This is a genomic window from Citrobacter sp. Cpo103 (genome assembly GCF_030332605.1).
Taxonomy (GTDB): domain Bacteria; phylum Pseudomonadota; class Gammaproteobacteria; order Enterobacterales; family Enterobacteriaceae; genus Citrobacter; species Citrobacter portucalensis.
In genome coordinates this window covers 42724-63392 of sequence record NZ_JAOWHO010000025.1, presented here as the reverse complement: position 1 = coordinate 63392, position 20669 = coordinate 42724, and the positions used below count along the sequence as shown (strand labels likewise).

22 protein-coding genes are annotated in these 20669 nt (G+C 52.2%); 11 read left to right on the top strand and 11 right to left on the bottom strand.

What is annotated here, in order from left to right; translation table 11 throughout:
* Window positions 1–113: 113 nt before the first annotated feature.
* The 7 genes from cpxP (at window position 114) to OGX89_RS07420 (ending at window position 7820) form a co-directional block, all read left to right on the top strand.
* Window positions 114–614, top strand: a complete 501-nt coding sequence (cpxP, locus tag OGX89_RS07450; protein WP_008787022.1) for a cell-envelope stress modulator CpxP — start codon at window positions 114–116, stop codon at window positions 612–614.
* A 147-nt stretch (window positions 615–761) separates the two neighbouring features.
* Window positions 762–1664, top strand: coding sequence for a CDF family cation-efflux transporter FieF (gene fieF / locus OGX89_RS07445; RefSeq protein WP_003825216.1), 903 nt, complete (start codon window positions 762–764; stop codon window positions 1662–1664).
* 185 nt (window positions 1665–1849) lie between these two features.
* A complete protein-coding gene (pfkA, locus tag OGX89_RS07440; protein WP_003825214.1) occupies window positions 1850–2812 on the top strand; it encodes a 6-phosphofructokinase in 963 nt (320 codons plus the stop codon).
* 200 nt (window positions 2813–3012) lie between these two features.
* Complete coding sequence (gene sbp / locus OGX89_RS07435; RefSeq protein WP_126957435.1) at window positions 3013–4002, top strand: sulfate/thiosulfate ABC transporter substrate-binding protein Sbp; 990 nt, start codon at window positions 3013–3015, stop codon at window positions 4000–4002.
* Window positions 4003–4106: 104 nt separating this feature from the next.
* Window positions 4107–4856, top strand: a complete 750-nt coding sequence (locus OGX89_RS07430) for a CDP-diacylglycerol diphosphatase (protein ID WP_020996109.1) — start codon at window positions 4107–4109, stop codon at window positions 4854–4856.
* A gap of 73 nt (window positions 4857–4929) precedes the next feature.
* Window positions 4930–6234, top strand: coding sequence for an SLC13 family permease (locus tag OGX89_RS07425; RefSeq protein ID WP_126957433.1), 1305 nt, complete (start codon window positions 4930–4932; stop codon window positions 6232–6234).
* A 113-nt stretch (window positions 6235–6347) separates the two neighbouring features.
* Window positions 6348–7820 (top strand): DASS family sodium-coupled anion symporter, encoded by a 1473-nt coding sequence (locus tag OGX89_RS07420; RefSeq protein ID WP_103285929.1) that lies wholly within the window; start codon window positions 6348–6350, stop codon window positions 7818–7820.
* A gap of 39 nt (window positions 7821–7859) precedes the next feature.
* Here the strand turns inward: OGX89_RS07420 and tpiA are convergent, their stop codons facing one another.
* Window positions 7860–8627, bottom strand: a complete 768-nt coding sequence (gene tpiA, locus OGX89_RS07415) for a triose-phosphate isomerase (protein WP_003028783.1) — start codon at window positions 8625–8627, stop codon at window positions 7860–7862.
* Between the two features lie 108 nt (window positions 8628–8735).
* Entirely contained in the window at window positions 8736–9335 is a 600-nt protein-coding gene (locus tag OGX89_RS07410) for a YiiQ family protein (protein WP_126957431.1), read from the bottom strand.
* A gap of 100 nt (window positions 9336–9435) precedes the next feature.
* Between OGX89_RS07410 and OGX89_RS07405 the strand changes: the two genes are divergently transcribed.
* Window positions 9436–9864, top strand: coding sequence for a DUF805 domain-containing protein (locus OGX89_RS07405; RefSeq protein ID WP_126957429.1), 429 nt, complete (start codon window positions 9436–9438; stop codon window positions 9862–9864).
* A gap of 63 nt (window positions 9865–9927) precedes the next feature.
* On the opposite strand, the gene fpr is transcribed toward OGX89_RS07405, so the two are convergent.
* The 4 genes from fpr to OGX89_RS07385 all read right to left on the bottom strand — a co-directional run bounded on the left by fpr (window position 9928) and on the right by OGX89_RS07385 (window position 14292).
* Entirely contained in the window at window positions 9928–10674 is a 747-nt protein-coding gene (gene fpr, locus OGX89_RS07400) for a ferredoxin--NADP(+) reductase (protein WP_126319619.1), read from the bottom strand.
* A 95-nt stretch (window positions 10675–10769) separates the two neighbouring features.
* The gene (gene glpX, locus OGX89_RS07395; protein WP_063941743.1) at window positions 10770–11780 is read right to left on the bottom strand and encodes a class II fructose-bisphosphatase; all 1011 of its coding nucleotides are present in this window, start codon (window positions 11778–11780) and stop codon (window positions 10770–10772) included.
* 135 nt (window positions 11781–11915) lie between these two features.
* Window positions 11916–13424: a glycerol kinase GlpK gene (gene glpK, locus OGX89_RS07390; protein ID WP_003028792.1), complete on the bottom strand. Its 1509-nt coding sequence runs from the start codon at window positions 13422–13424 to the stop codon at window positions 11916–11918.
* A 22-nt stretch (window positions 13425–13446) separates the two neighbouring features.
* Window positions 13447–14292: an MIP/aquaporin family protein gene (locus tag OGX89_RS07385; protein ID WP_003825195.1), complete on the bottom strand. Its 846-nt coding sequence runs from the start codon at window positions 14290–14292 to the stop codon at window positions 13447–13449.
* A 428-nt stretch (window positions 14293–14720) separates the two neighbouring features.
* Between OGX89_RS07385 and zapB the strand changes: the two genes are divergently transcribed.
* The 3 genes from zapB (at window position 14721) to OGX89_RS07370 (ending at window position 16113) form a co-directional block, all read left to right on the top strand.
* Window positions 14721–14966 (top strand): septal ring assembly protein ZapB, encoded by a 246-nt coding sequence (gene zapB / locus OGX89_RS07380; RefSeq protein WP_095533156.1) that lies wholly within the window; start codon window positions 14721–14723, stop codon window positions 14964–14966.
* A gap of 92 nt (window positions 14967–15058) precedes the next feature.
* Window positions 15059–15727, top strand: coding sequence for a hypothetical protein (locus OGX89_RS07375; RefSeq protein WP_126957427.1), 669 nt, complete (start codon window positions 15059–15061; stop codon window positions 15725–15727).
* The gene (locus tag OGX89_RS07370; protein ID WP_003825190.1) at window positions 15724–16113 is read left to right on the top strand and encodes a hypothetical protein; all 390 of its coding nucleotides are present in this window, start codon (window positions 15724–15726) and stop codon (window positions 16111–16113) included. Before OGX89_RS07375 ends, OGX89_RS07370 begins: the two co-directional genes overlap by 4 nt.
* Window positions 16114–16150: 37 nt before the next feature.
* Here the strand turns inward: OGX89_RS07370 and rraA are convergent, their stop codons facing one another.
* From rraA to ftsN, 5 genes are all read right to left on the bottom strand, one after another.
* On the bottom strand, window positions 16151–16636 hold the full coding sequence (rraA, locus tag OGX89_RS07365) for a ribonuclease E activity regulator RraA (protein WP_003825188.1): 486 nt from the start codon (window positions 16634–16636) through the stop codon (window positions 16151–16153).
* Window positions 16637–16728: 92 nt separating this feature from the next.
* Complete coding sequence (gene menA, locus OGX89_RS07360) at window positions 16729–17658, bottom strand: 1,4-dihydroxy-2-naphthoate polyprenyltransferase (RefSeq protein ID WP_003825185.1); 930 nt, start codon at window positions 17656–17658, stop codon at window positions 16729–16731.
* Between the two features lie 67 nt (window positions 17659–17725).
* Window positions 17726–19057, bottom strand: a complete 1332-nt coding sequence (hslU, locus tag OGX89_RS07355) for an ATP-dependent protease ATPase subunit HslU (RefSeq protein ID WP_003028803.1) — start codon at window positions 19055–19057, stop codon at window positions 17726–17728.
* A 9-nt stretch (window positions 19058–19066) separates the two neighbouring features.
* Window positions 19067–19597: an ATP-dependent protease subunit HslV gene (gene hslV / locus OGX89_RS07350; RefSeq protein WP_003028805.1), complete on the bottom strand. Its 531-nt coding sequence runs from the start codon at window positions 19595–19597 to the stop codon at window positions 19067–19069.
* 91 nt (window positions 19598–19688) lie between these two features.
* Window positions 19689–20663 (bottom strand): cell division protein FtsN, encoded by a 975-nt coding sequence (gene ftsN / locus OGX89_RS07345; protein WP_072025521.1) that lies wholly within the window; start codon window positions 20661–20663, stop codon window positions 19689–19691.
* Between the last annotated feature and the right edge of the window lie 6 nt (window positions 20664–20669).

Genomic DNA, 20669 nt, shown 5'->3' with positions numbered 1-20669 from the left:
GCGTCGCTAATCTATGACTTTACGTTGTTTTACACCCCCTGACGCATGTTTGCAGCCCGAATCGTAAACTGTCTCTCGTTGAATCGCGACAGAAAAGATTTTGGGAGCAAGTGATGGGCAAAGTTACCGCTGCCGTCATGGCCTCAACGCTGGCACTCAGTACATTTAGCCATGCAGCTGAAGTCGTCACAGGCGATCACTGGCACCTGGGTGAAGGCTCATCGCAACGCAGCGTTCAGAGCCACATGTTTGACGGTATCAGTTTAACCGAACATCAACGTCAACAGATGCGAGATTTAATGCAGCAGGCAAGACACGAACAGCCTCCTGTTAATGTTAGCGAAATGGAGACAATGCATCGCCTTGTCACCGCAGAGAAATTTGATGAAAGCGCAGTGCGCGCTCAGGCAGAAAGAATGGCGCAAGAACAGGTTGCCCGCCAGGTTGAAATAGCCAGGATCCGCAACCAGATGTATCGCCTGTTAACGCCCGAGCAGCAAGCGGTTTTAAATGAGAAACATGAACAACGAATGGAGCAACTGCGCGACGTAGCGCACTGGAAAAAAAGCTCATCGTTGAATTTATTGAGTAGTAGCAACTCACGTTCCCAGTAGTAACCCTGTTTTCCTTGCCATAGACACCATCCCTGTCTTCCCCCACATGATGTGGGGGTTTTTTTTGCCCAAAATTTGTCCCTCGGTTATTGCCTGACTGTTTTACTTCATCCGTTATACTAGCGGCATATCCTGGCAGGAGTGTTTATGAATCAAACCTATGGGCGGCTGGTGAGCCGGGCGGCAATCGCGGCGACCGTGATGGCATCGCTGTTACTTTTGATCAAAATTTTCGCGTGGTGGTACACCGGATCGGTCAGTATTCTGGCAGCACTGGTGGATTCGCTGGTGGACATCGCGGCGTCATTAACCAACCTGTTGGTGGTGCGCTATTCGCTGCAGCCCGCCGATGATGAACATACGTTCGGACACGGAAAAGCGGAATCGCTGGCGGCGCTGGCGCAAAGCATGTTTATTTCCGGTTCGGCGCTGTTTTTATTTTTGACCGGGATTCAGCATCTCATCCAACCCACGCCGATGAAAGATCCGGGCGTTGGGGTGGTTGTCACCATCATTGCGTTAGTGTGTACAATCATTCTGGTCTCGTTTCAGCGCTGGGTAGTGAAGCGCACGCAAAGTCAGGCCGTTCGGGCAGATATGCTTCATTATCAGTCTGATGTTATGATGAACGGTGCGATTCTCATTGCGCTCGGGCTGGCATGGTACGGCTGGCATCGTGCGGATGCCTTGTTTGCGCTCGGGATTGGCATCTATATTTTATATAGCGCATTACGCATGGGGTATGAGGCAGTGCAATCTTTGCTGGATCGCGCTTTACCCGATGAGGAACGTCAGGAAATTATTGATATCGTGACGTCATGGCCTGGAGTCAGCGGCGCTCACGATCTTCGCACGCGGCAGTCAGGGCCGACCCGCTTTATTCAGATTCATTTGGAAATGGAAGATAATCTGCCGCTCGTTCAGGCGCATTTAGTGGCTGAACAGGTTGAGCAGGCAATTTTACGGCGTTTCCCGGGATCGGATGTCATCATTCATCAGGATCCCTGTTCAGTCGTACCCAAGGAAGGCAAGATGTTTGAGCTTTCATAATTCGTTGTAAAAAAAGTGAACCGGGCCAGCATTTTGTGTATAAATTACCACCATTTGGCCTGACCTGAATCAATTCAGCAGGAAGTGATTGTTATACTATCTGCATATTCGTTGGATCGTTTCGATATGCGGAATCGACTTCCGGCAGCAGATTTCATTTTGCATTCCAAAGTTCAGAGGTAGTCATGATTAAGAAAATCGGTGTGTTGACAAGCGGCGGTGATGCGCCGGGCATGAACGCAGCAATCCGTGGTGTTGTACGTGCAGCGTTGACGGAAGGGCTGGAAGTCATGGGGATCCATGATGGCTACCTGGGTTTGTATGAAGACCGTATGGTCCAGCTTGACCGCTACAGCGTGTCCGACATGATCAACCGTGGCGGTACTTTCCTCGGTTCTGCTCGCTTCCCGGAATTCCGTGATGAAAACGTGCGTGCGGTAGCTATCGAAAACCTGAAGAAGCGTGGCATCGACGCCCTGGTTGTTATCGGGGGTGACGGTTCTTACATGGGGGCAAAACGCCTGACTGAAATGGGCTTCCCGTGCATCGGTCTGCCGGGCACTATCGACAACGATATCAAGGGCACTGACTACACCATCGGCTACTTCACCGCGCTGGGTACTGTCGTTGAAGCGATTGACCGCCTGCGTGATACCTCTTCTTCTCACCAGCGTATTTCTATCGTTGAAGTGATGGGCCGCTACTGTGGTGACCTGACCCTGGCAGCAGCGATTGCCGGTGGCTGTGAGTTCGTGGTGGTTCCGGAAGTGGAATTCAGCCGTGACGATTTGGTTACTGAAATCAAAGCAGGTATCGCGAAAGGTAAAAAACACGCAATCGTAGCGATCACTGAACACATGTGTGACGTTGACGAATTGGCGCATTACATTGAGAAAGAAACGGGTCGTGAAACGCGTGCAACCGTACTGGGTCACATCCAGCGTGGTGGTTCCCCGGTTCCTTACGACCGTATTCTGGCATCCCGTATGGGCGCCTATGCCATTGAACTTCTGCTGGAAGGTCACGGCGGTCGCTGCGTAGGTATTCAGAACGAGCAGCTGGTTCACCATGACATCATCGACGCTATCGAAAACATGAAGCGTCCGTTCAAAGGTGACTGGCTGGACTGCGCGAAGAAACTGTATTAATTGCAATTGCCGGATGGCGGCTTGCGCCTTATCCGGCCTACATGATGCAAATCGTAGGCCTGATAAGCGTAGCGCCATCAGGCAAAAACTCGACTCCATATATTCCCCCAAGTTATAGCAAATCTTTTTTTATTCTTTAATGTTTGGATGCCTTTCTGGCACGCTTTGCTCATCACAACACTACCTAAGAGAGCTGGGCGATGAACAAATGGGGCGTAGGGTTAACATTATTGCTGGCATCGACCAGCGTTCTGGCAAAGGATATTCAGTTACTTAACGTATCGTACGATCCAACGCGTGAACTGTACGAGCAGTACAATAAGGCCTTCAGCGCGCACTGGAAGCAGGAAACGGGCGACAACGTCGTGATTCGCCAGTCGCATGGTGGTTCGGGTAAACAGGCGACCTCCGTCATCAACGGCATTGAAGCCGATGTCGTGACGCTGGCACTGGCTTACGACGTGGATGCCATTGCTGAACGTGGCCGTATCGATAAAAACTGGATTAAACGCCTGCCGGATAACTCTGCGCCTTACACCTCCACCATCGTATTCCTGGTCCGCAAAGGCAATCCCAAACAAATTCATGACTGGAACGATTTAATCAAACCGGGCGTGTCGGTCATTACGCCAAACCCGAAAAGCTCCGGCGGAGCTCGCTGGAACTATCTGGCGGCATGGGGCTATGCCCTGCACCACAACAACAACGATCAGGCCAAGGCACAAGACTTTGTGAAGGCCCTGTATAAAAACGTTGAGGTACTCGATTCTGGTGCACGTGGTTCAACCAATACCTTCGTTGAACGTGGTATCGGTGATGTGCTGATTGCCTGGGAAAACGAAGCGCTGTTGGCAACGAACGAGCTGGGCAAAGATAAATTCGAGATAGTGACCCCGAGTGAATCTATCCTCGCGGAGCCGACCGTGTCCGTGGTTGATAAAGTGGTGGAAAAGAAAGACACCAAAGCGGTGGCGGAAGCTTACCTGAAGTATCTCTACTCTCCGGAAGGTCAGGAAATTGCGGCGAAAAACTACTATCGTCCACGTGATGCAGACGTTGCGAAGAAATACGAAAACGCATTTCCGAAGCTGAAGCTGTTCACTATCGACGAAGAGTTTGGCGGCTGGACGAAAGCGCAGAAAGAGCACTTCTCTAACGGCGGTACGCTCGACCAAATCAGTAAACGATAAATAAGTCTCTGATTTACCGACCCGGTGGCCTAACGCGACCGGGTTTTTTATTTGTCATGGTTTTGCGTTACTCTTGCCCTTCAATGGGATACAGGAAACGCGTAATGAAAAAAGCAGGCTATCTTTTACTGGCGGTGATTGTGGTCGCCGCCGCTGCAGGTATCGGGTACTGGAAATTCACCGGCAACCCGGACGCATTACGCCAGATCGTTCTTCAGCAATGCCTGCCGCACCAGTTGCAGCAGCAGGACCCCGCACCATGCGCTGAAGTAAAGCCGGATGCTGGATATGTGGTGTTCAAAGACCGTAACGGCCCACTGCAATATCTGTTGATGCCTACCTGGCGGATCAACGGTACGGAAAGTCCGCTGTTGTTGAAATCAGGCACACCGAACTTTTTCTGGCTGGCCTGGCAGGCGCGTAGCTTTATGAGCCAAAAATACGGCCAGGAAATCCCTGACAAAGCAGTCTCTCTGACCATTAACTCACGTAGCGGGCGTACGCAAAATCACCTGCATATTCATATCTCCTGCCTGCGAACCGATGTCAGAAAGCAGCTGGATGACAACCTGGCGAAAATCAGCACCCGCTGGCTACCATTACCGGGTGGGCTGCGCGGTCATGAATATCTGGCACGTCGCGTCACGGAAAATGAACTGGCACAACGCAGCCCGTTTATGATGCTGGCGGAAGAGGTGCCGGATGCGCGTGAGCATATGGGCAGCTATGCGTTGGCGATGGTGCGCCAGAGCGACGAATCCTTTGTCCTGCTGGCTACTCAGCGCAATCTGCTGGCACTGAATCTCGCCTCCGCTGAGGAAATTCAGGATCATCAATGTGATATTCTGCGTTAACCCCACCTAATCTGGCGTTTACTCCGCATGCCTGTCCCCGTATTCTTGTTGAAAAAAACAACAGGAGACAGGCATGTCGCTCTGGCTTACACACCCTCTGTTTATCCCCTCTCTGGTGGTTGGTATCACCATTCTGCTCTGGGCTACGTCGCTGCTGCCGGAGTTTATAACGGCGCTGCTGTTCTTTGCCGTGGCGATGGTCGCCAAAATCGCGCCACCGGATGTGATTTTTGGCGGCTTTGCGTCCTCCGCATTCTGGCTGGTGTTTAGCGGCTTTGTACTGGGTATTGCGATTCGTAAAACGGGGCTGGCGGACAGGGCGGCGAGGGCGCTGTCATCGAGGTTGACTGATTCCTGGCCGTTAATGGTGGCGAGCGTAGTGCTGCTGAGTTACGCGCTGGCATTTGTAATGCCATCCAACATGGGCCGCATTGCGCTGCTGATGCCGATTGTCGCGGCGATGGCGAAACGAGCTGGAATTAACGAAGGCACGCGCGCCTGGTATGGTCTGGCACTGGCCGTCGGGTTTGGGACGTTCCAGCTTTCTGCGACGATTTTACCCGCTAACGTACCGAATCTGGTGATGAGCGGCGCGGCGGAAGGCTCTTACGGCATCCACCTCAATTATCTTCCCTATTTGCTGCTGCATACGCCGGTTCTGGGTTGGCTTAAAGGCGCGGTGCTCATTGTGCTTATCTGCTGGTTGTTCCCTGGCAAGCCGCATGCGCCGCGCGATCTCACGCCGCCGGAGCCGATGAGCCGGGATGAAAAACGTCTGGCCTGGATGTTAGCGGTGGTGCTGTTCTTGTGGGTAAGCGAAAGCTGGCACGGTATTGGCCCCGCGTGGACCGGGCTGGCGGCGGCAGTTATCACATTGCTACCACGGGTTGGCTTTATCAATGGCGACGAGTTTTCCGCTGGGGTCAACATTCGTACCTGTATTTATGTGGCGGGTATTCTGGGGCTGGCGATCACCGTCACGCAGACCGGTATTGGTAGCGCCGTTGGCGAAGCGCTGTTACAGGTGATGCCGCTGGATGCGGAAAAGCCGTTTACCAGTTTCCTCGCGCTGACCGGTATTACCACTGCGCTTAATTTTATTATGACGGCGAACGGTGTTCCGGCGCTGTATACCACGTTGGCGCAAAGCTTTGCCGATGCGACGGGATTCCCACTGCTGTCGGTGATTATGATCCAGGTGCTGGGTTATTCCACACCACTGTTGCCGTATCAGGCTTCACCGATCGTGGTGGCGATGGCGCTCGGGAAAGTACCTGCAAGGGCGGGGATGCTGCTGTGTATCGCACTGGCGGCGGCAACATATCTGATTCTTCTGCCGCTGGATTACGCCTGGTTTACGGTGTTGGGAAAACTGTAGCTGTATCAAAATGTTAATTTTTTGTTTTGTGAGTGAGTGAATTGTATTATGCGCGGCAATATTGGTTAATGCCTGAGCGCAGATTTGCGCACTGGAAATTCAAGGATTGATTCATGGACAGTTTAACCCCCATCCGCTGTTGGCCTGCCATCATCTCGCTCGTGATTACGCTGACCATCTGGTTTGTTATCCCGTGTCCACCTGACGTAACCCCGCAAGCGTGGCACCTGCTGGCACTGTTTATTGGTACGATCGCTGCGATTATCGGTAAAGCCATGCCGATTGGCGCAATTGCGATTGTGGCGATTATGCTGGTGGCGATGACTGGCGTTACTAACCCCGGCAAACCCTCCGCGGCGTTGAACGATGCGTTGAGTGGTTTTTCTAACCAGCTAATCTGGCTGATCGGTTTATCCATTATGCTGTCGCAAAGTCTGTTAAAGACTGGCCTGGGAGCGCGTATTGGCTACGGGTTTATTGCGCTATTTGGTAAAAGAACGCTGGGCATTGCGTGGGCATTAACCCTTGCGGAAACGCTAATTGCACCCGTAACGCCAAGCAATACCGCGCGTGGCGGCGGCATTATCCACCCGGTAATGCGGGCGATTGCGGAGAGCCTCGGCTCGCAGCCAGGCCATGCCGAGAATGGCTCAACGGGCCGTTATCTCGCGCTGGTGAACTACAACATTAACCCGATCAGCTCGGCAATGTTCATCACTGCGACCGCACCTAACCCGTTAATCGTCAGCTTTTTGACGAAGGGGACGGATGGCGTGCTGAACATGACCTGGGGAATGTGGGCCATTGCGGCGCTTCTTCCTGCTCTGGTATCACTGGTTGTCATGCCGATTGTAATCTGGTGGCTCTATCCGCCAGCTATCACGCGCACGCCAAATGCGCCGCAGTTCGCGCGGCAAAAACTGGATGCGCTGGGTCCACTATCACTGGCAGAAAAAATCACCCTGGCAGTGTTCATTTTGCTGCTCTGCCTGTGGGCGGGTGTTCCAGCGATGCTGATGGGCAGTGCCTGGAGCGTAAACCCTACCAGCGCCGCGTTAATTGGATTGTCGATTCTATTGATGGCGGGCGTATTGAGCTGGGATGACATTCTTAAATGCCGCGGGGCATGGGATACGATAGTCTGGTTTGCCGCGCTGGTGATGATGGCAGATTTTCTCAGCAAACTGGGGTTGGTGGGATGGCTGGCAACCAGTGTTGGTAGTGCAATCGACCATCTTGGCGTGCACTGGAGTGTTGCAACGCTGCTGTTGATTCTGCTTTACGTCTACTCGCACTACTTTTTCGCCAGCACAACTGCGCATATTACGGCTATGTTCGCTGCGTTCTTCGCCGCAGGATTAGGCCTCGGCGCGCCACCAGCATTGCTTGGTTTAATGCTCGGTTTCTCCTCCTCTTTGATGATGTCGCTCACGCACTATGGCACGGGTACTGCGCCGATCATCTTTGGTTCGGGCTATGTCACGCTGGCGGAGTGGTGGAAAACGGGCCTGGTGATGAGTGTGGTCAACCTGACCATTTGGGGGGGGACCGGCGCCTTCTGGTGGCACTGGTTGGGATACTGGTAGTTAATACAGCGGGAGGAGTGCTCCTCCCGCCTTAACAACTTAAGCCTGTTTAGCGGCTTCTGCTGCTTTAACGATGACTGCGAAGGCATCTGCTTTCAGAGAAGCACCACCAACCAGCGCACCGTCGATGTCCGGCTGAGCAAACAGTTCTGCCGCGTTAGCTGCGTTTACAGAACCGCCGTACTGGATGATAACTTGTTCAGCGATTTTCGCGTCAGCTTTAGCAATGTGGTCACGAATAAATTTGTGAACAGCCTGAGCCTGAGCAGGAGTTGCAGACTTACCGGTACCGATAGCCCATACTGGTTCGTAAGCGATAACGACGCCTTCGAATGCTGCTGCGCCCTGAGTTTTCAGAACCGCGTCGATCTGACGTGCGCAAACTTCTTCAGTTTTGCCTGCTTCGTTTTCTGCTTCGGTTTCACCGATGCACAGAACCGGAGTCAGACCTTGCTCTTTCAGCACAGCGAATTTTTTAGCGATCAGCTCGTCAGATTCTTTGTGGTAAGTACGACGCTCAGAGTGACCGATAATGATGTACTGCGCGCCGATATCTTTCAGCATTTCAGCACTTGTTTCACCGGTGAATGCGCCAGACAGGTTCAGATCAACGTTCTGCGCGCCCAGAATGATGTGGCTACCGGCAGCGGCGTGTTTCGCCAGGTCGATATACATTTCCGGCGGAGCAATTGCTACTGCACAGCCAGCAACGCCAGCCAGTTCTTTACGCAGATTAGCAACCAGTTCGTTTACCATGTGGCGGCTGCCGTTCAGTTTCCAGTTACCCATCACTAAAGGATGTCGCATTTCATTTCTCCACGCTTGTCAGCGAATTAAGGAATATGGCCGCCCCTCAGGGCAGCATGGTCTGTGAAACAGTATAGAGATTGATCATCCCGAAGGCTTTGCTTTTTGTCATTTATTCGACCCTTCGAGGTTTTCAGATAGTGCCAGCTTAATCGGTTCAACAGCGAAGGTCAGCCCCTTTTCACCGTTATCTGCCACGACATAGCGAATTGCGCCTTCTGTTTCGGCGTAATAGTGCTTACCTTTGCCTGCGGCGAGCAGTTTTTGCAGCTTTTTCTGGCTCTGTTCCTTCGTCAGTAGTGGTGCGACAGTGCGGATGACGGCGGTCATGTATTCCAGCGCTTTCGCTTTAGCTGCCTTTTGCTCTGGTCCTTGAATTGGTAACCAGGTTATCTGCATGCTTTTGATTTTCAGGGTGCCGCGCTCAAGGGCGGAAGACGCATACAGGTTTTCATTGATTTTACTGGCCGCGCGGGTGAGATTTGCCCGATCGCGACTGCTGTCGATAGCGCGGAACTCATTCAGGATCAGCTTCGGATTCTGTGTATTAAAGTTTTCGCGAAACTGGCTAATCGACAGGTCAAAGGTCGGCGCGCCCGCCAGTAAATAGGGGGCTGTGGTTGCCGTCGATGGCTCTTTCGCCAGTGCCGCAGTGCTCGCGGTTAAGGCTGAAAACAATAATAAAAACAGTGTAAATCCGTGCTTCATCAATCGTACCTTTCATTCTCACTGCTCACGATTAAAACGGTAACCGTCGAGCTTGTCAAAAGGGTAAACTGTTCTGGAAGGTAATAATAAAGGAACTTACATGACCATACAGCAGTGGTTATTCTCATTTAAAGGGCGCATCGGGCTCCGTGATTTCTGGATTTGGATTGGCCTATGGATCGTCGGCATGCTGGTTCTGTTTTCGCTGGCGAGCAAACAATTACTCGATATTCAGACCGCGGCTTTTTGTCTGGTGTGTCTGCTATGGCCAACGGCGGCAGTGACGGTAAAACGTCTGCATGACCGAGGGCGTTCCGGAGCGTGGGCGCTGTTGATGATTCTGGCGTGGATGCTGCTGGCCGGAAATTGGGCGATGTTACCCGGCGTCTGGCAATGGGCGGTAGGCCGCTTTGTTCCAACGTTGATTCTGGTCGGTATGCTTATCGATCTGGGTGCGTTCATTGGCACCCAGGACGCAAATAAATATGGTAAGGATACGCAGGACGTAAAGTACAGAGCTGGCTCGTAGGCCGGATAAGCGCAAGCGCCATCCGGCAAAATGCCCGGGTGTTTACCGGGCAGTAAAACGTTCTTACCAGTAGTGCTCTGCAGTCATATGGCCCGGTCGGCGGCGCAGGTGTTTGGTCATCTGCCGGGTCTCTTTCAGCAACTGCTGCGTGTCGCGTACCATCTGCGGGTTTCCACACAGCATCACATGGCAGGTTTCTTTATCCAATGGCAGCCCGACTGCTTTTTCCAGCTCACCGCTTTCAATCAGCGCCGGTACACGCCCGGTCAGCGAATCTGCCACGGTTTCACGGCTGACAACCGTCTGGATACGTAATTTACCTTCGTAGCGCTTTTCCAGCGCCTGCATCAACGGTAGATAGCTCAAATCGGCGGCATAACGCGCGGCGTGGACCAGCACCAGGTTTTTGAAGCGATCCAGGTCCTTGCCTAACTGCAGAATCGACAAATATGGGCCGATAGCCGTGCCGGTTGCCAGCATCCACAGCGTGTCGCAATCGGGGACTTCATCCAGCACGAAGAAACCAGCCGCTTCACTCACCACCTGGACTTCATCGCCAGGCTTCAGTGCTGCCAGACGAGGGCTGAGTTTGCCGTCGGGAACCGTCACCAGATAAAACTCTAAATCGGGGTTATCAGGGGCATTGACGTAAGAATAGGCACGCTGGACGCGTTCGCCGTCGATCTCAAGGCCAAGCTTGGTGAATTGACCTGCAGTGAAAGGAAGAACCGGAGCTCGCACGGTCAAACTAAACAGGGCATCGGTCCAGTTCTGTACCTTCGTGACTTTGCCTGTTACCCAATCTGCCATGGTTTTCTCCTGTCTGCTTTGATTGCCTTATCTTCGTTCGTTGGACGAAAGATTTCCAGCCCATATGGGCTGGAAGGCTCTATTGATCAAATCAATTACAGGATGTGCGCCTGCACATCGGGATCTTTACGATCGAGGTAGTGAATCGACTGAATGCGACGGATCGTACGTGATTTGCCGCGGATCAGCAGCGTTTCGGTGGTCGCGATATTACCTTTACGGCTAATCCCTTCCAGCAAATCGCCTTTGGTGATGCCGGTGGCGGAGAAAATGACGTTGTCGCTACGCGCCATTTCATCGAGGCGCAGCACTTTGCCCGCTTCAATGCCCATGGCGGCGCAACGAGCCAGTTCTTGTTCGCCAATGCGACGGTTCTCTTCGCTGTCGCCTTTGACGTCATGACGTGCCAGCAAACGGCCTTGCATGTCGCCGTCCAGCGCGCGGATGACGGCGGCAGAAACCACGCCTTCCGGTGCGCCGCCAATGCCGTACAGCACGTCAACTTCACTGTCTGGCATGCAGGTCAGAATGGAGGCTGCAACGTCACCGTCTGGAATAGCAAAGACGCGCACGCCCAGTTTTTGCATTTCGGCGATCGTTTCATTATGGCGTGGCTTGGCCAGAATGGTGACGGTCAGTTCACTCAGTGGCTTATTGAGTGCAGCGGCAACGTTATGCAGGTTGGCTTCCAGCGACAGGTTCAGGTCGATAGACCCTTTTGCGCCTGGGCCGACAATCAGCTTTTCCATGTACATGTCTGGCGCGTTCAGGAAGCAACCTTTATCGCCAACAGCCAGTACGGCCAGCGCGTTTGCCTGACCCATTGCCGTCATGCGTGTGCCTTCGATAGGATCGACGGCGATGTCGACCGCATCACCAAGACCGGTCCCGACTTTCTCACCGATAAACAGCATCGGCGCTTCATCGATCTCGCCCTCGCCAATCACGATGGTGCCGTCAATGTTGACCTGGTTGAGCATAATACGCATGGCGTTTACCGCCGCGCCGTCAGCGGTATTTTTATCGCCGCGGCCCAGCCATTTATAGCCAGCCAGCGCGGCCGCTTCGGTCACGCGTGAAAATTCAATGGCAAGTTCTCGTCTCATTGCAAACTCGTAGCTGAAAGGAATGGCGCGAAGTGTAGCACAGGGGAGGGGGCGAGATTATTGATGTGTGTGCGGGGTTGCCCCCGCACGAAGATATTGCCGGATAAGGCACAGTTGCCATCCGGCTATGACGTATTACTCGTCGTGATCTTCCCACGCCATGGCGCGTTTGACCGCTTTTTTCCAGCCGCTGTAACGGAAGTTACGTTCGGTGGTTTCGATGCCTGGGCGGAATTCACGCTCGATGACTGCTTTTTCCTGCAGCTCATCCAGATTCTGCCAGAAGCCTACTGCCAGACCAGCCAGGTATGCCGCACCCAATGCGGTGACTTCGCGGACTTCCGGGCGCTCAACGCGCGTGCCGAGAATGTCGGACTGGAACTGCATCAGGAAGTTGTTGGCGACCGCACCGCCATCAACACGCAGGGCGTGCAGGCGAATACCGGAGTCAGCCTGCATCGCTTCCAGAACATCACGAGTCTGGTAAGCGATAGACTCAAGCGTGGCGCGGATGATGTGGTTGGAGTTTACCCCACGGGTCAGACCAAAGATGGCGCCGCGAGCATACGGGTCCCAGTACGGTGCGCCCAGGCCAGTAAATGCCGGAACGACGTACACACCGTTGGTATCTTTCACTTTGGTGGCGAAATATTCGGAGTCGAATGCATCGCTGATGAGTTTCATTTCATCACGCAGCCACTGGATGGAGGCGCCAGCCATAAATACCGCACCTTCCAGCGCGTAGTTCACTTCCCCGGTTGGTCCGCAGGCGATGGTGGTTAGCAGTCCGTTTTCGGACTTAACGGCTTTCTCGCCGGTGTTCATCAGCATGAAGCAGCCGGTACCGTAAGTATTTTTCGCCATCCCCTCCTTCACGCACAGCTGGCCAAACAGCGCCGCCTGCTGATCACCGGCGATACCGGAGATAGGAATACGAATACCGCCTTTACCACCGATGTTGGTCTGGCCGTACACTTCAGAAGAGCGACGCACTTCAGGCAGCATTGCACGCGGAATATCCAGCGCATCCAGCATCGTGTCATCCCAGTCCAGGGAGTGGATGTTGAACAGCATGGTACGCGAGGCGTTGGTGTAATCTGTGACGTGTACGCGCCCCTGCGTCATTTTCCAGATAAGCCAGGTGTCTACGGTACCAAACAGCAGTTCGCCGCGACGAGCGCGCTCACGCGAGCCTTCTACGTGGTCGAGGATCCACTTCACCTTGGTACCGGAGAAGTACGGGTCAATAACCAGACCGGTGTTGTTACGGATGTACTCTTCCATGCCGTCACGTTTGAGCTTTTCGCAGATATCCGCGGTACGACGGCACTGCCACACAATGGCGTTATAGATTGGTTTACCGGTTTCGCGTTCCCAGACGATGGTGGTTTCACGCTGGTTGGTAATACCGATCGCTGCAATTTCATCGGAACTGATATCGGCTTTCGCCAGAACTTCTACCAGCGTGGAGCTTTGGGTCGCCCAAATTTCCATTGGGTCATGTTCTACCCAACCGGCTTTCGGGTAGATTTGTTCGAATTCGCGCTGTGAAACGGCAACGATATTCGCATCGTGGTCCATTACGACCGCGCGGGAGCTGGTGGTGCCCTGGTCGAGCGCAACGATATATTTTTTTTCAGTCATAATTTTTTGTCCCGTAGTCACATTACTGCGAAGCTTTTTGTTGAGTGTTGGCCGCAACGTCTTTTTCTTCAATCGCGCAGACATCGCACGGTAAATGACGACCAATCAGTTTGCGATATGCCCATGCGCCCAAAATCGCGCCGGTAATCGGGCCAAACACCGGAACCAGGAAGTAAGGGATATCGCGACCACCCGTGAAGGCAATCTCACCCCATCCGGCCATCCAGGCGAAGAGTTTCGGTCCGAAGTCACGTGCCGGGTTCATCGCAAAACCTGTCAGCGGACCCATGGAAGCACCAATAACGGCAATCAACAAGCCGATCAGCAGTGGTGCCAGCGGACCACGAGGTACACCGTTACCATCGTCGGTCAGAGCCAGAATCAGCCCCATTAGAATAGCGGTAATGACCATTTCAACCGCGAAGGCCTGCACAAAATTGATATGCGGGTTCGGATAGGTGGAGAAAGTACCTGCCAGACCCAGGCTCTCGGTACTGCCGCGTACGATATGGTTAGTTTGTTCGAAATCGAGGAAAAGATTGTAATAAAGCCCGTAAACCAGTGCCGCTGCGCAAAAGGCGCCGGCAATTTGCGAAATAATAAAAGGAACAACTTTGCGTTTATCAAAACAGGCGAACAGCCAGAGTGCGATGGTTACCGCGGGATTCAGGTGTGCACCAGAAACGCCTGCGGTCAGATAGATAGCCATCGCTACCCCCAGACCCCAGATGATACTGATTTCCCACTGACCAAAAGTAGCCCCAGCCACTTTAAGTGCAGCGACACAGCCCACACCGAAGAAAATCAACAACCCGGTACCGAGGAATTCAGCAATGCACTGGCCTTTTAAGGTTGATGTTTGACTCATAATCGGATCCTGAAGAGAGTTTAATGTTTATTGTGTGCGAGAAGGTCACTGACATCCCCGGAGCCGGTAGGCACACTGTTAATTTATCGTTAACGCTCAAAAACGAGAAATATCGAAATTAAAATGTGTGTACTGCATCAACAAAATGAGCGTTTTCGCGCCATTGTGAGGTATTTGTTATACAAAAATAGTGTGAGCTGAATCATTTCACTGATCAATCTGTTAACACTTAAGAGTTATGACAGTAATGTCACCAGGAGAAAGACTAAAAGTGTTGCAAACCGCAATCTGCGCGGGATGCCGCTGGACAGGGATGACGCGGCTTCATACAATCGGTGTTAAGTAGAGTGCGCTCGTTTTTATTAAGGCGTCGCCGGTTATCGGGACGAGGATTTTTATCCATCAACGCCTTGCAATTCAGGAGAGGTATGACGATGTCATTAGAAGTGTTTGAGAAACTGGAAGCAAAAGTACAGCAGGCGATTGATACCATCACGCTGTTGCAGATGGAAATCGAAGAGCTGAAAGAAAAGAACAACTCACTGTCGCAGGAAGTTCAGACTGCACAGCAGCAGCGTGAAGAGCTGGAGCGTGAGAACAACAGCCTGAAAGAACAGCAGAGCGGCTGGCAGGATCGACTGCATGCCCTGCTGGGTCGTATGGAAGAAGTCTAATTCTGATTTCTTGAAAAAGGCATCCATAATGGATGCCTTTTTGCTATGTAGAGATTAGGATATCGTATTTTTTAAATATCAAAGAATACGATATGACAAAAAGAAACGATATTATTGATGATTCGGATCGACTTATCACCAGAGATATTAGATATGGTCTTATCTATACAGATAATTTAGGATGGATTGATTTAGGCCATGCTAATCCGGCAGGGGCTGAAAAATTATGGTTTGAAATGACAAGGCCTCGTGGTGGTGATAGTGAGTTTTATGAAGTGAATTATCATCAAAGTATGTCCAAAAACATTCATGGCATAAATATCAATACTGGTATATATCGTAGATTTATGGTGCGCCGAGGATTGCAGGAGCGAACCTTACAAGGTATTGCTTTATCAATATTCTTAGGTACGTCACATCGCTTTGAGTCCTTACAGGACTTTTGGCCTTATGTTTATTTAACGGATAGTGGTTATAGTGCTGAAGATTTGGTCTCAAATCTATTTGGTTTTTACCAAGCGGTAAATTATGCAGATTACACCTCTTACCTTCAGATATGCTCGAAAGAAAAGGCTTATCGAATCTGGGACTTCTATGGCCCAGTTGGTGAGGTTAAGAATAAAAGTGTTATTCCGTTACTGTTTCCTGACCCTATCAATAAAGATAAGAGACATGAACCCTATTCGGGTGAATTACCTTTATTTATGGATGTAATAAGACCTATTGCTAATCCTGATTATGTTCGGGAACTCCACATATGAAATCCAGGAGATCAGGTTTTATTATTGTGTTTATGCTTTTTATTGCGCTATTTTATTGTCATTTTATGGTGAGCATCTATACAGAAAAAATCTACACTCAGCAGAATTTATTATTTTATCATCTGCTAACACCGAAACCTCTTAAACAGGCTCCAAGGATATCTAACGACTGGTTTTTTGTAAGCTATGCAGATGATGGTAGTCATCTTCAACGCAGTGAGATAATTTTTACCGGGATACAAAAGAGTGGCATTCAGATAGCTGAGGATAAATTAAATGCTTATATCGAAACTTATCCTGTCAGTCGTGAGACGATGAGTATCGTTGTCGAAGAAAAATATAAAAAGTATGATATTAAAGTCATTCATTACGAATCAAATGAATGAAAAAAAGGCCATCAAAATTGCTGATGGCCTTTTTCGCTTACTCGATATCGAGCGGGTCTTCGGAGAGGATTATCCCGGTGTTATCGGCGTACAGGTGGTCGCCGGAGAAGAACGTCACGCCGCCAAAGTTGACGCGCACATCGCTTTCCCCGATACCTTCTCCTGAAGCACCTACCGGAATAGCGGCAATCGCCTGAATGCCGATGTCCAGCTCTCCCAGATCGTCTACCTGGCGGACTGAGCCGTAGATGACCAGACCTTCCCATTCATTCTGTACGGCCAGCCGTGCCAGTTCGGCATCGACCAGCGCACGACGGACAGAACCGCCGCCATCGACCAGCAGAATGCGACCACGGCCGTTTTGTTCGAGCAGATCGTACAGCAACCCGTTGTCCTCGAAACATTTTACCGTGATGATTTGCCCGCCAAACGACGACCGTCCTCCAAAGTTAGAGAACAGCGGTTCCACGACGTTGACATCTTCCTGATAGATGTCACAAAGCTCGGATGTATCGTATTTCATAGGCTTAACGTTCAGTTGCTGCGAGAATTTTTAGTATATCGCGCTATGTGTACTGTTGGCAAAATCATCAATTGTTAATTGATATTTGTCAGTTAAAGAGACCACTGACTTAAGAAAATTCCAACGACAAACAGCAGGTTAGTTAACAATGCCGCTTTTACGGTGCGTTCCAGCATCGGACGCATTGCTGCTGGGTCCATCTCGCGCATAACATAGCGAGCCTGTTTGATCAGCAGCGGAGCGGCGAGGATAAACAGCCATCCCCACAGGCTTTGCAGTGAGAACAGGTTGAACAATGCCAGACAGACCAGCGTGCCCATCAGCAGACAGGCGTGGTAGCGGCGGGCATTGACAGCGCCTAAACGCACGACCAGCGTGTTCTTGCCGTTCTCTCTGTCGCTGTTGATATCGCGCAGGTTGTTGACGTTGAGCACGGCGGTTGCCAGCAGGCCGCAGGCGGTGGCAGGCAGAATCAGCGCCGGAATCAACGTATGAGCCTGCAGATACCAGCTTCCCATCACACTGAGCCAGCCGAAAAATACCAGCACAGAAATATCGCCCAGGCCGATATATCCGTAAGGGCGATTACCCACGGTGTAGGTGATCGCGGCGATAATCGACAGGCCGCCGAGCACCAGGAAACCGACAAAATCCGCCAGCGTGTGACAGGCTACAGCTACCAAGGCCAGCCCGGACAGACAGATCAGCACCACAGTGACGATCAGCGCGCGCTTCATCTGCTGTTGGGTGATAACCCCTTTTTGCATACCGCGCAGCGGTCCAATGCGGTCGGGCTTGTCGCTGCCTTTGACGGCATCGCCATAGTCGTTAGCGAGATTGGACAGAATTTGCAGCAGTCCCGCCGTAATCAATGCCAGCAGAGCAACCAGCGGATCGAAGTATCCTTGCCACCATGCTAATGCCGTACCGACGATGATCGCCGCGAAGGCGAGCGGTAAGGTCTTAGGTCGTAAACTTTCCAGCCAGGCTTGTGAGCGGCTAATTTGTTGTTGTTCAGTCATATTTAGCGCCAATAAAAATGGGGCTTTATCAGCCCCATCAACAGTGATGAAAATGCATTGAACGCGATTATAGGATAAAACGGCTCAGATCTTCATCTGCGACCAGCGCATCCAGATGTTTGCTCACATATTCGGCATCAATTGTGATGCTTTGGCCGTTCAAATCGCTCGCATCATAGGAAATATCTTCCATCAGACGTTCCAGAACGGTATGCAGACGACGTGCACCGATGTTTTCGGTGGTTTCGTTAACCTGCCAGGCCGCTTCGGCAATGCGCTTAATACCGGATTCAGTGAAGTTGATGTCCACACCTTCAGTCGCCATCAGCGCTTTGTACTGGACGGTGATGGAGGCATTCGGTTCGGTAAGGATACGCTCAAAATCGCTGGTGGTCAGCGCCTGCAGCTCGACACGAATCGGCAGACGACCCTGCAGTTCTGGGATCAGGTCGGACGGTTTGGCTACCTGGAATGCACCAGAAGCGATAAACAGAATGTGATCTGTTTTCACCATGCCGTGCTTGGTGGAGACAGTGCAGCCTTCAACCAGCGGCAGCAGGTCGCGCTGTACGCCTTCACGGGACACGTCCGGGCCGGAAGATTCGCCGCGCTTACAGATCTTGTCGATTTCGTCGATAAACACGATCCCGTGCTGCTCAACGGCGTCGATAGCTTCTTGTTTCAGCTCTTCCGGGTTCACCAGTTTGGCCGCTTCTTCTTCAATCAGCAGTTTCATCGCGTCTTTGATTTTCAGCTTACGCGGTTTTTGTTTCTGACCGCCGAGGTTCTGGAACATGGACTGCAGCTGGCTGGTCATCTCTTCCATTCCCGGAGGCGCCATAATTTCAACGCCCATCGGTGCGGCCGCGAGATCGATTTCGATCTCTTTATCATCCAGCTGGCCTTCACGCAGTTTTTTACGGAATGCCTGACGTGCTGCAGAAGGTTCCTGCGGCTGCTCTGACTGTCCCCAGTTATTTTTAGCCGGTGGGATCAGCACGTCGAGAATGCGCTCTTCCGCCATCTCTTCGGCACGGAAGCGGTTTTTCTCGATTGCCTGCACGCGGACCATTTTAATGGCAGCATCGGTCAGATCGCGGATGATGGAATCAACTTCTTTACCAACATAGCCGACTTCGGTGAATTTTGTTGCTTCGACTTTGATGAACGGCGCGTTGGCCAGTTTTGCCAGACGACGGGCAATTTCGGTTTTACCGACGCCGGTCGGGCCAATCATCAGAATGTTTTTCGGCGTGACTTCATGGCGCAACTCTTCGTTGAGCTGCATACGACGCCAGCGGTTACGCAGGGCGATCGCCACGGAACGCTTCGCGTTATCCTGGCCGATGATGTGTTTGTTCAGTTCGCTGACAATTTCGCGTGGGGTCATTTCAGACATGGGGGATCCTTACGCTTTGGAGTTCAATTCTTCGATGGTATGGAAGTGGTTGGTATAAATGCAGATATCCCCTGCAATATCCAACGCTTTTTCAGCAATCTCGCGTGCGCCAAGCTCGGTGTTTTCAAGCAGAGCGCGTGCAGCAGCCTGGGCGTAGGGACCGCCGGAGCCGATAGCAATCAGATCGTTTTCTGGCTGGATGACATCGCCGTTACCGGTGATGATGAGCGATGCAGTTTCATCTGCGACGGCCAGCAGCGCTTCGAGTTTGCGCAGCATACGGTCGGTACGCCAGTCTTTTGCCAGTTCAACGGCAGCTTTCACCAGGTGACCCTGGTGCATTTCCAGCTTGCGTTCAAACAGTTCAAACAGCGTGAATGCATCCGCAGTACCGCCCGCAAAGCCCGCGATGACTTTATCGTTGTACAGACGGCGGACTTTCTTCACGTTGCCTTTCATTACGGTGTTACCCAGTGTGGCCTGACCATCACCGGCGATTACCACATGGCCGTTACGGCGTACGCTTACTATTGTTGTCACGAGCAGACCCCTTGGTTACAAATGCAATGTACAGGCCCCGCACAGTGTACGGGGCGTAATGCAAGTATAGATGGGGGAGATTTTGGGGGTTTCAACCCCCAGTGGAGAGTCGAATGCAGTTTGTGTGACCAGCAACCTTCAGGCGGCTGATGGTGTTGTCGGCATTCTCTTTGCCTTTGACCGGACCAATGACCACACGATTCCAGCCGTTATTGGTGGTTATACGGGAGTTAAAGCCTTCAAAGGCCAGCTGTGCACGCACAGTTTCTGCCTGCTCAGCGCCTTTAAATGATCCGCACTGAACCATCCAGCGGCGTTCATCTTTTTTCTCAGCCGTCTGTTTTGGCGGCTGCGTTTCATTGGTTATTGGCGCGGCCGGCTGCGGTTTTGGCTGAGCAGCGGTGGTATGCGCTGGCGTTTGCAGCAGATCCTGATACGGCTGTTGCGCTGCCGGTTTTGGCTGCGCTTTCGGCTGCTGTACCGGCGCGGCTTGTGCTGTACGCGTTTGCTGCTGCTGATACGGCTGTTCTGTTGCCCGTGGACGCGGTTGCTGAGCCTGCTGCTGGGCATTGTTCCACTGCTGCTGTTGCACCTGACGCTGACGCTGCAGCGTTTGCTGGCGCTGTTCAGCCGTTTGCTCGTTCCACGGTACTTCGTTGAGCTGTGTCGGCTGTTGACGCATATCAGCCTGCATTTGCGCCAATAGCTGACGCTGCTCATTGGTTAGCTGATCGGCATTCAGCACCTCGCCGCCCGCAGACGGTTCGGTAGGCGCACGTACGCCAGGCTGACGGCTCTCCAGCTCTTTGATGTATCGCCAGCGCTCTTCCGGTTTTGGCGGAATGCCATTACCGGTGACTTTCTGGTTTTGCAGCGTTTCGGACTCTTCTTTCTTGTGATGCGTAATGAAGTACAGACCACCGATAAAGGTCACGAGTACGGCTGCAGCAATAGCAACCATTGCGGGCGATACCGCAGGCGTATTGCGTTGTTTTTTCCGTGATGTGCTCTTCTTGCGCCGCGAAGGTGCCGGTTGGCCGCGACGTACATAATCTCGTTGTGCCACTATCGT